The organism is Ideonella sp. A 288, assembly GCF_002198735.1.
Taxonomy (GTDB): domain Bacteria; phylum Pseudomonadota; class Gammaproteobacteria; order Burkholderiales; family Burkholderiaceae_C; genus Pseudaquabacterium.
The window spans coordinates 1-9,311 of record NZ_MWLO01000038.1 but is presented as its reverse complement, the minus strand read 5'-3'; the positions used below and the strand labels follow the sequence as shown (position 1 = coordinate 9,311).

Sequence of the window (9,311 nt, the reverse complement as noted above, 5' to 3'; positions counted from 1 at the left end):
CCCGGCCCTGGTGTCCCGCCCCCTTGAAATCCATCCGTGCCCTGGCCAGCCTCGCCTGCGCCGCCGCCCTCGCGCTGGGTGCCAGCGCGGCCGACACGCGCCAACGCGCCGACATCCCGGCCGAGTTCCGCTGGGACGTGTCGGCCATCTACGCCGACTGGGCCGCCTGGGAGGCCGGCCTGCGCGACATGGAATCGCGCATGGAGGCCTTCGCCGCCATGAAAGGCACCCTGGCCCAGGGCCCGCAGGCGCTGCTGAAGGCCTACCGCGCCTACGACACCATCGGCCAGTTGCAGTACCGGGTCTACCGCTACCCGCAGTTGCAGCGCGACGTGGACACCCGCGACCAGGCGGTGGCCGGCCGCCTGCAGCGGGTGAACGCCGCGTTCGCGAAGTTCGAAGCCGCCACCGCCTGGTTCACGCCCGAGTTGCTGACGCTGCCGCAGGCCAAGGTGCAGGGCTGGATCGACCAGACCGAAGCGCTGGCGCCCTACCGCTTCACGATCATCGACAACTTCCGCCGCCAGGCCCACGTGCTCGACGAGAAGGGCGAGCGGCTGCTGTCGCTGGCCAGCCCGGTGGGCCGCATGCCGCGCGAGGTGTACCAGGCGCTGGCCACCGCCGACATCCGCTTCCCCGCCATCACGCTGTCGGACGGCAAGTCGGTGACCCTGACGCCCGGCAACTACAGCGCGCTGCTCGACGCGAACCCGGTGCAGGCCGACCGCGCCAAGGCCGCCGCCGCGCACCTGGCCACCTACGCCGCGCAGGCCAACACCTTCGGCGCCATCTACCAGGGCCTGCTGCAGCGCGACTGGTTCGAGGCCCAGGCGCGCGGCTTCGACAGCACGCTCGACGCCGCCCTGCACGGCAACGCCATCCCGCGCGCCGTGGTCGAGAACCTGATCTCGGCCACCCGGGCTGGAGTCGCTCCGTTGCAGCGCTATGCGCGCCTGCGCAAGCAGCTGCTGGGCCTGCCCAGCTACCACCTGTACGACAGCTTCGTGCCGGTGTTCCGCAGCGACCGCACCTACCCCTATGCGCGGTCCCGCGACCTGGCACTGGCCTCGGTGGCACCGCTGGGCGACGACTACGTGGCGAAGTTCCGGCGCTTCGTGTCGGGTGGCCGCATCGACGTCTACGAGAGCGAGGGCAAGGAAAGCGGCGCCTACTCGGCCGGCGTGTACGGCGTCGGGCCCTACCTGCTGCTCAACCACAACGACACGCTCGACGCGCTGTTCACCTTCGCGCACGAGGCCGGCCATGCGATGCACACGGTGCTGTCGTACGAATCGCAGCCCTTCGTCACGTCGGACTACACCATCTTCGTCGCCGAGGTGGCCTCGACCACCAACGAGCGCTTCCTGCTCGAGCAGCTGCTGGCCGACACGCGCGACCCGAAGGAGCGCTTCCTGCTGCTGCAGCACGCCGTCGATTCCATCGCCAGCACCTTCTACACGCAGGTGATGTTCGCCGACTTCGAGCTGCAGGCGCACCGCCTGGTCGAGCAGGGCCAGCCGGTCACCACCGAGGTGCTCGACAAGCTGTACCTGGGGTTGCTGAAGGACTGGTACGGCGACGCGGTGACGATCGACGACTTCTACAAGTCCACCTGGTCGCGCATCCCGCACTTCTTCAACACGCCGTACTACGTCTACCAGTACGCCACCTGCTTTGCCTCGTCGGCCCAGCTGTTCCAGGCCATGACCACCGGCCCCGAGGCCGGCCGCGCCGCGGCGCGCGAGCGCTACCTCACGCTGCTGCGCAGCGGCGGCAACGACCACCCGATGGCGCAACTGCAGAAGGCCGGGGTCGACCTCACCGAACGCGCCCCGGTGCAGGCGGTGATCGACCAGATGGACGCGCTGGTGACACGCATGGAGGCCGAGGCGGCCCGCCTGCGATGAGCCCACGGTCATGAGCGCACCGCAGTGATCCCACGGCGATGAGCGACATCGGCGACCTGATCCGGCGTGTCAACGCGGGCGAGCCCGGTGCGCAAGACGCGCTGTTCGCCTCGGCCTACGGCGAACTGCGCAAGCTGGCGCGCGCCCGGCTGCACAACGGCGGCCGCAACACCTGCCTGGACACCACGGCGCTGGTGCACGAGTCGTACCTGCGCTACGTGAGCGGCGGCCAGTTGCGCGCCGAAGACCGCCGCGCCTTCTTCGCCTACGCCTCGCGGGTGATGCGCTCGGTGATCATCGACGCCGTGCGCGAACGCCAGTCCGAGCGTCGCGGCGGCGATCTCGACCGCCTCACGCTCAACACCCACCTGCAGGACGGCGTGCAGGCCGCCGAAGAAGAGGTGCTGCAGGTCGACGAGGCGCTGGAGGTGCTGGGCCAGGCCGAGCCGCGACTGGCCAAGGTGGTCGAGATGCGCTATTTCGGCGGCTACACCGAGCGCGAGATCGCCGACACGCTGGCCCTCACCGAACGCACGGTGCGGCGCGACTGGGACAAGGCACGCCTGCTGCTGCGCGCCATGCTCGAGGGCTGACCGGGCCGACGCCGGCCCCGCACCGCCATGCCATCGCCCGCCATGTCGCTGACCGCCGCCGACATCAGTGCGCTGAGCCGCCTGCTCGACGAGGCCATGGCCATCGAACCGGGCGCCCGCGAGGCCTGGCTCGGCACGCTGCCCGCGCACGAGGCCCACCTGGCCGAGCGCCTGCGCAAGATGCTGGTCGAGCAGGCCGGCATCCGCGACAGCGACGCGCTGTCCACCCTGCCCCCGCTGGGCCAGGCCGAGTCGCTGGCCCACGGCGGCGAGCGCGTCGGCCCCTACCGGCTGTTGCGCGAGATCGGCCATGGCGGCATGGGCACCGTCTGGCTGGCCGAGCGCGACGATGGCGCCTATCGCCGCCAGGTGGCGCTGAAGCTGCCGCGGCTGACCTGGGCACCCGGGCTGGCCCAGCGCATGGCGCGCGAGCGCGACATCGGCGCCCTGCTCGAGCACCCGGCCATCGCGCGGCTGTACGACGCCGGCGTCGACGCCCAGGGGCGCCCTTACCTGGCACTGGAGTACATCGACGGGCAGCCGCTCGACACCTGGTGCAGCGCGCAGGGCCTGGGCGTGGCGCAGCGGCTGCGGCTGTTCGTGCAGGTGGTGCGCGCGGTGGCCTATGCCCACAGCCGCCTGGTGGTGCACCGCGACCTGAAGCCGGCCAACGTGCTGGTCAGCGCCGACGGCTGCGTGCACCTGCTCGACTTCGGCATCGCCAAGCTGCTGCGCGAGGCGGCGCCCGACGACGACCGGCTGACCCAGGACCAAGGCCGGCTGCTCACACCGCACTATGCGTCCCCCGAGCAGGTGCTGGGCGAGCCGATTGCCGTCGCGTCCGACGTGTACTCGCTGGGCGTGCTGCTGTACGAGCTGCTTGCCGGCCAGCTGCCGCACGCGCCGCGGCGCCGCACCCGGGCGGCCATGGAAGACGCCATCCTCGCCGGCGAGCCGCCGCTGGCCAGCAGCCGGGCCCGCGACCCGGCCGTGGCCCGGGCGCTGCGCGGCGACATCGACGCCATCCTGGGCAAGGCCCTGAGGCGCGACCCGGCGCAGCGCTACGCCACCGCCGACGCCTTGGCCGACGACCTCGAGCGCCATCTGCGTGGCGACGCCGTGACGGCCCAACCCGACCGCCTGGGCTACCGCATGGCCAAGGCGGTGAAACGACACCGCGTGGGCGTGGCCGCCGCGACGGCGGTGCTGCTGGCGGTGCTGGGCGGCGCGGGCGTGTCGATCGCGCAGTCGCGCCGGGCGCAGGACGAGGCCGAGCGGGCCCAGGTGGTGAAGGCCTTCATCGTCGACGTGTTCCGCCTCAACTCATCGGGCAGCGCACGCCACCTCGAGCTGCGCGAGATGCCTGCCCAGATGCTGCTGGAGCACAGTGCGGGCCTGATCGAAGAGCGGTTCGCCGGGCAGCCCCAGCTTCGCGCCGAGCTGTACGGCGTGGTCGGCGGCGTCTTCCTCGACATGGGCACGCCGGAGCTCGCGCGGGAGTACGCCGCCCGGCAGCTGACGGCGCTCACCGCGCACGGCGCGGACGACGCCGATCTGGCCGGGGCCCTGATGCTGCAGGGGCGGGCGCTGCTCCACCTGCAGCGCTACCGCGAGGCCGAGGCACAGGCCCGCCGCGCGCTCGAGCTGCTGCCGCCCCCGCACCCCGCGACGGTGGAGGCCAAGCTGCTGCTGGCACAGAGCCTGGCCGAATCGGGCCGCATCGCCGAATCGGCGCGGGTGCTGGCGAACATCGAGGACGCGCTGCGCCTTGCACCGCCAGGCCCGAACATCGTGCGGGCACGCGCCACCCAGCTGCGCGCCTCGCACCTGGCGAAGGCCAACCGGTTCGACGAATCGGTGCCGCTGCTGAAGTCGGCGATCGACGAGGCGCTGGCCGCCGAAGGGCCGCAGTCGGTGGCCGCCATCGACATCCGGCTGTTGCTGGCCTACAGCATGGCCACCCACAACCGGCTGGACGAATCGCGCGTGCAGCGCGAGGCCGCCCTGTCCGCGCTGCGGGCGCTGGGCGGGGCCAGCGAGATCCGGGCGGCGCTGGAGGAAAGCGCGCTGATGCGCACCATGTTCGAGATGGGCCAGGTCGGCTTCGACGAGGCCCGCGCCACGATGGCGCGCAACCGCGCCTTCGTGGCCTCGGTGGACAAGCGCCTGCCCGCGGCCGTCGGCGCGACGATCGACCTGCACCAGGGCGTCGCCCACACGCTGTGGGGCGACGTCGAGCGCGGCGACCGCCTGGTGATGAGCGCGGTGTCCATCCTGGGGCCATCGGCCGAATCGCCCGAGCTGCGCTGGGACCTGGCCACCTGCCATGGCTTCGTGGCGATGACCGCGGGCCGCCACGACCAGGCCGATGCACCGCTGCGCGAGGCCATCCGCATGCGCCGGCTGATGGGTGGCGCGACCCACGCCTTCTCGGCCTACGACCACGTGCTGCTGGCGCTCAACCTCGGCCTGCAGAGGAGGCCCCAGGAGGCCCTCGCGGCCCTGGATGCCGCGCCGCGCTACGACGCGGTGCGCGGCGACCCCACCCAGGGCAGCATCTTCACGCAGGCGATCGACGTGGCCAGGGCCCGGGTGCTGCTGGACGGCGGCGACGCCGCCGCGGCCCTGGCCCTGCTGCCGCCCTCGGGCCCCGTGCTGGCGGTTGCACCGCCCTGGCCCGACGACCCGCGGCTCACCCGTGGCGAGGCGCTGTGCCAGCTCAACCAACGGGGCCCGGGCCTGGCGCAGCTGCTGGCCACGATCGACAGCCTGTCGGCCAGCAGCCACCCGCACCATCCCCTGCTGGCGCGGGCCCGCGCCGTGGCCGGCCTGTGCGCCCTGTCGGACGGCCAGCGCCCGCTGGCCCGCAGCCTGGCCGACCAGGCGCGCGCGGCCTTCACCGCCCAACCGGGGATGAGCCCATGGTTCAGGGCGCCGGCAGACCGGCTCGACCGCCTGTTGAACCCGCGCACCGCCGCGCGCTGAGGCCACCCGGCACCGCCACATCGGGCGGTCGACGACGCGGCAGAAGAAATTCTTTGGGGCGGATGTCCGGTTTCGGCACCGCAGTCCGTCTGTTCAAGGGTGGGACCGTCCTGGCCTCCAGCCGGACAACGGCACAGAAAAGATCAAGGCTCAGGGACAGAACTCGGTGACCATCGGCCGCGCACGCTGACCGGTGGATCCAGACAGGCTGCAGGCGGACGGCCCCACACCCTTTCACAATCGGCCCGCTCCGGGCGACACCCCCGGCCCGGCCGGCCCGCGCCCCCACCGGGCCAGCGCGCTCAGCGCGGCAGCACCACCCGCGTCGCCGGTCGCTTCAACGAGGTCCTGGCCTGCCCTTTGGCAGTGGCCACCTGCACCTCGATCCGCCCCATCCGCTTGAAGGCCTCGAACAAGCCCACGTCGACATGGGCCGGCGCGGCGCCGGCGCAGTCGAAGCGCCAGTTCGCCTCGAGATCGCCATGCCCGTCCGGCCCCTGGGCCGCAGCGGGGCCGAGCTTCAGCGGCGCCGACACCAGGTCGGTGCCGGTCAGCGTGCAGTTGGCCGCGGGGTCGATGCGAAACAGCCGCCCACCCGCCCGCAGCGAGGCCAGCACGGCCTCGACGCTGCGCCGCTCGGCGTCGGTGCGGGGCGCGCGCTCGAAGCCCAGCAGGTCGTCCAGCGGCGCCTCGAGCGCGAGGCTGAGCAGCCGGCCCTCCTGTGCGATGTCCAGCCGCGCCGCGCCATGCTGGTGGGCCTTGTCGGCCACGGCCGCCAGCGGCCAGGCCAGGGTGGCCGCCAGCACCAGGGTCGGCGTGGAAAAGCGTCGGTTCATGGCCATCCTTCCAGGATCGGGTGGATCGTCGCGCCGGCTCAGCGGGCCCGCAGCGCCGCCAGCGATTCGCGCAGTGCGACGCCGAGGCTGTCGACGTTGTGCGCGTACATCTTGAGGTAGGTGTCCGCCGCCGTGCCGGGGGCCGACAGGGCGTCGGAGTACAGGGTGCCGCCGACGCGCGCGCCGGTCTCCTGGGCGATGCGGTCGACCAGGCGGCGGTCGGTGACGTTCTCGACGAACAGCGCGCGCACCTGCTGGCCCCGCACCTGGCGGATCAGTGCGGCCACGTCGGCTGCCGAGGCCTCGGCGTCGGTGGACCAGCCACGCGGTGCGATGAAGGTCAGCCCGTAGGCCTCGCCCAGGTAGCCGAAGGCGTCGTGCGAGGTGAGGATGCGCCGCTGCTCGCGCGGCACGGCATCGAAGGCCGCCCGCGCCCGCGCGTCCAGCGCGGCCAGGCGCGCGGCGTAGTCGGCGGCGCGGCGGTCGATCTGCCCGGCCCGCGACGGTGCGGCCGCCACCAGCGCGGCGCGGATGTTCTCGACACAGTGGGCCGCATAGACCAGGCTCTGCCAGGCGTGCGGGTCCACGGCACGACCCAGGCGCCGGGGCACGATGCCCCGCGTGGCCACCAGCACGCGGCCGCGGTAGCCCGAGGCGCGCACGAGGCGGTCGATCCAGCCCTCGAAGCCCAGGCCGTTGACCACCACCAGGTCGGCGCCGGCCACGCGCTGCAGATCGGCCGGCGTGGGCTGGAAGACATGGGCATCGGTGTTGGGGCCGACCAGCGCGGTGACGTCGGCGGCGTCGCCGGCCACCTCGCGCACCATGTCGGCCAGGATCGAGAAGCTGGCCACCACCGCCAGCCGGCGCGCGCTGCCCGGCGCGACCGAGGCAGCGGCATGGGCTGCTGCCGGCGCGCCCGCCTGTGCGCGGACATCGACGGCGCGGGTGGCCAGCAAGGCGGTGCCCAGCAGGTGCAGGGGCCAACGGCGGCGCTTCACGGAGATGCTCATGGTGGGTGCCTGGCGTTCAGGCCGTGCGGTGATGTCGCAGCGCGGCGTGCCGCGCGAGCAGGCTGTCGCGCGGGCCCAGGCCCAGCGACAGCAGGTACAGCGCCCCGGCCACCAGCACGATGGCCGGGCCGCAGGGGACGCGCAGGTGGTAACTGGCGAGCAGGCCGCACACGCCCGACACCATCGCGATGCCGGCCGACACCGCGGCCTGGCCCCACAGTTCGCGGGCCCAGAAGCGCGCGGCCACGGCCGGCAGCATCATCAGGCCGACCGCCATCAGCGTGCCCAGGGCCTGGAAACCGGCGACCAGGTTCGATACCACCAGCGCCAGGAAGCCCAGGTGCAGCACCCGGGTGTGGCCGCCCACCGACTGCAGGAAACCGGGGTCGACGCACATCGCCAGCAGCGGCCGGTACAGGCCGGCCAGCAGCAGCAGCGTGGCGCTGGCCACCGCGGCCACCATCAGCAGCGACGCGTCGTCCACCGCCAGGATGCTGCCGAACAGCACGTGCATCAGGTCGACCGGGCTGCCGTGCAGCGACAGGATGAGCACCCCCAGCGCCAGCGCGATCAGGTAGAAGGCGGCCATGCTGGCGTCCTCGCGCTGGGCCGTCACCTGCGTCGCCCAGCCGGCCAGCACCGCCACCAGCAGCGCCGCCACCAAGGCCCCGGCGCCCATCGCCGGCATCGACAGGCCAGCCAGCATGAAGCCGACGGCCGCCCCCGGCAACAGGGCATGGGCCATCGCATCGCCCATCAGGCTCATGCGGCGCAGCACCAGCAGCGTGCCCATCGGCGCGCTGCCGATGGCCAGGGCGGCACAGGCCACCAGCGCGCGGCGCATGAAGCCGAACTCGGCAAAGGGCTGCAGCAGCAGCTCGTACGCCGTCATGGCGCCGCGCCGTCGCAGGCCGGCGCATGCTCGTCCCAGCCCTCGGCCATCTGCCGCGCCTTGAACAGGTGTTCGGCGCGCAGCACCTGGCCGGTGGGGCCCCAGGCCACCATCTCGCGCGCCAGCAGCAGCGCCTGCGGGAAGTGCGCCCGCACCTGCTCGAGGTCGTGCAGCACCGCCACCACCGTGCGCGATTCGCCGTGCCAGCGCGCCACCAGGCGCAGCAGGTCGGCGCTGGTGCGGGCGTCGATGGCATTGAACGGCTCGTCGAGCAGGATCAGTTGCGCGTCCTGCAGCAGCACGCGGGCGAACAGCACGCGCTGGAACTGCCCCACCGACAACTCGCCGATGAGCCGCCGCTCGAAGCCGTTCAGGCCCACGGCGGCCAGCGCCTCCAGCGCCTGCGCACGGGCCGCGGCGTCAATGCGACCGAAGGCACCCACGCGGCGCCAGTGGCCCAGCAGCACCAGGTCGAGCACGGGCATCGGAAAGCTGCGGTCGATCTGCGACTGCTGCGGCAGGTAGGCCACGCGGCCGGCCAGCGCCGGGTCGATCTCGACGGTGCCGGTGGCGGCCGGCAGCCGGCCGGCGATGGCGTCGAGCAGGCTGCTCTTGCCGGCGCCGTTGGGGCCGACGATGGCCGTGAGCGACCCATGCGCCAGCACGCCGCTGAGGTGGTGCACCGCCGGATGGTGCTGGTGCGACACGGTCAGGTCGCGCAGGCTCACCGCCGCCGCACCGTTCACAGGCGCGCCCCACGGCCTGCGGCTGGTCCCGCCAAACGGGAATTCGCCCCTTCGGGCGGCCGGGCGGGGCTCATTGGTGCACCCTACGGCCTGCGGCCGGTCCCGCCAAGCGGGAATTCGCCCCTTCGGGCGGCCGGGCGGGGCTCATTGGTGCACCCTTGGGCCTTCGGCCTTGTCCCTCCGAGAGGGAATTCGCCCCTTCGGGCGGCCGGGCGGGGCTCATGCTGCGGACCCCAGCGCCCAGGCCACGCCCAGCCACAACAGGCCCACCACCCCCAGCGCCAGGGCCATGCGCTGCCACGCCGACTGCGACAGCAGGCTGGGCGACGGGGGTTCGGG

Annotated in this window: 7 protein-coding genes; 3 read left to right on the top strand and 4 right to left on the bottom strand. The window is 73.2% G+C overall.

What is annotated here, in order from left to right; all coding sequences use genetic code 11:
* From pepF to EOINJALH_RS01865, 3 genes are all read left to right on the top strand, one after another.
* A partial coding sequence (gene pepF, locus EOINJALH_RS01875; protein WP_310732244.1) for an oligoendopeptidase F occupies positions 1–1,907 on the top strand: 1,907 nt, incomplete at its 5' end.
* Between the two features lie 38 nt (positions 1,908–1,945).
* Entirely contained in the window at positions 1,946–2,500 is a 555-nt protein-coding gene (locus tag EOINJALH_RS01870) for an ECF-type sigma factor (RefSeq protein ID WP_088278614.1), read from the top strand.
* Between the two features lie 42 nt (positions 2,501–2,542).
* The gene (locus EOINJALH_RS01865; RefSeq protein WP_158219613.1) at positions 2,543–5,485 is read left to right on the top strand and encodes a serine/threonine-protein kinase; all 2,943 of its coding nucleotides are present in this window, start codon (positions 2,543–2,545) and stop codon (positions 5,483–5,485) included.
* A gap of 302 nt (positions 5,486–5,787) precedes the next feature.
* On the opposite strand, the gene EOINJALH_RS01860 is transcribed toward EOINJALH_RS01865, so the two are convergent.
* From EOINJALH_RS01860 to EOINJALH_RS01845, 4 genes are read right to left on the bottom strand one after another with little or no spacing between them, the layout of a single operon-like run.
* Positions 5,788–6,321, bottom strand: coding sequence for a DUF2796 domain-containing protein (locus EOINJALH_RS01860; RefSeq protein ID WP_158219612.1), 534 nt, complete (start codon positions 6,319–6,321; stop codon positions 5,788–5,790).
* Positions 6,322–6,359: 38 nt separating this feature from the next.
* Complete coding sequence (locus EOINJALH_RS01855) at positions 6,360–7,334, bottom strand: metal ABC transporter solute-binding protein, Zn/Mn family (protein WP_088278611.1); 975 nt, start codon at positions 7,332–7,334, stop codon at positions 6,360–6,362.
* A gap of 16 nt (positions 7,335–7,350) precedes the next feature.
* Positions 7,351–8,226: a metal ABC transporter permease gene (locus tag EOINJALH_RS01850; protein ID WP_088278610.1), complete on the bottom strand. Its 876-nt coding sequence runs from the start codon at positions 8,224–8,226 to the stop codon at positions 7,351–7,353.
* Positions 8,223–8,954, bottom strand: a complete 732-nt coding sequence (locus tag EOINJALH_RS01845; RefSeq protein WP_234413618.1) for a metal ABC transporter ATP-binding protein — start codon at positions 8,952–8,954, stop codon at positions 8,223–8,225. Before EOINJALH_RS01845 ends, EOINJALH_RS01850 begins: the two co-directional genes overlap by 4 nt.
* Between the last annotated feature and the right edge of the window lie 357 nt (positions 8,955–9,311).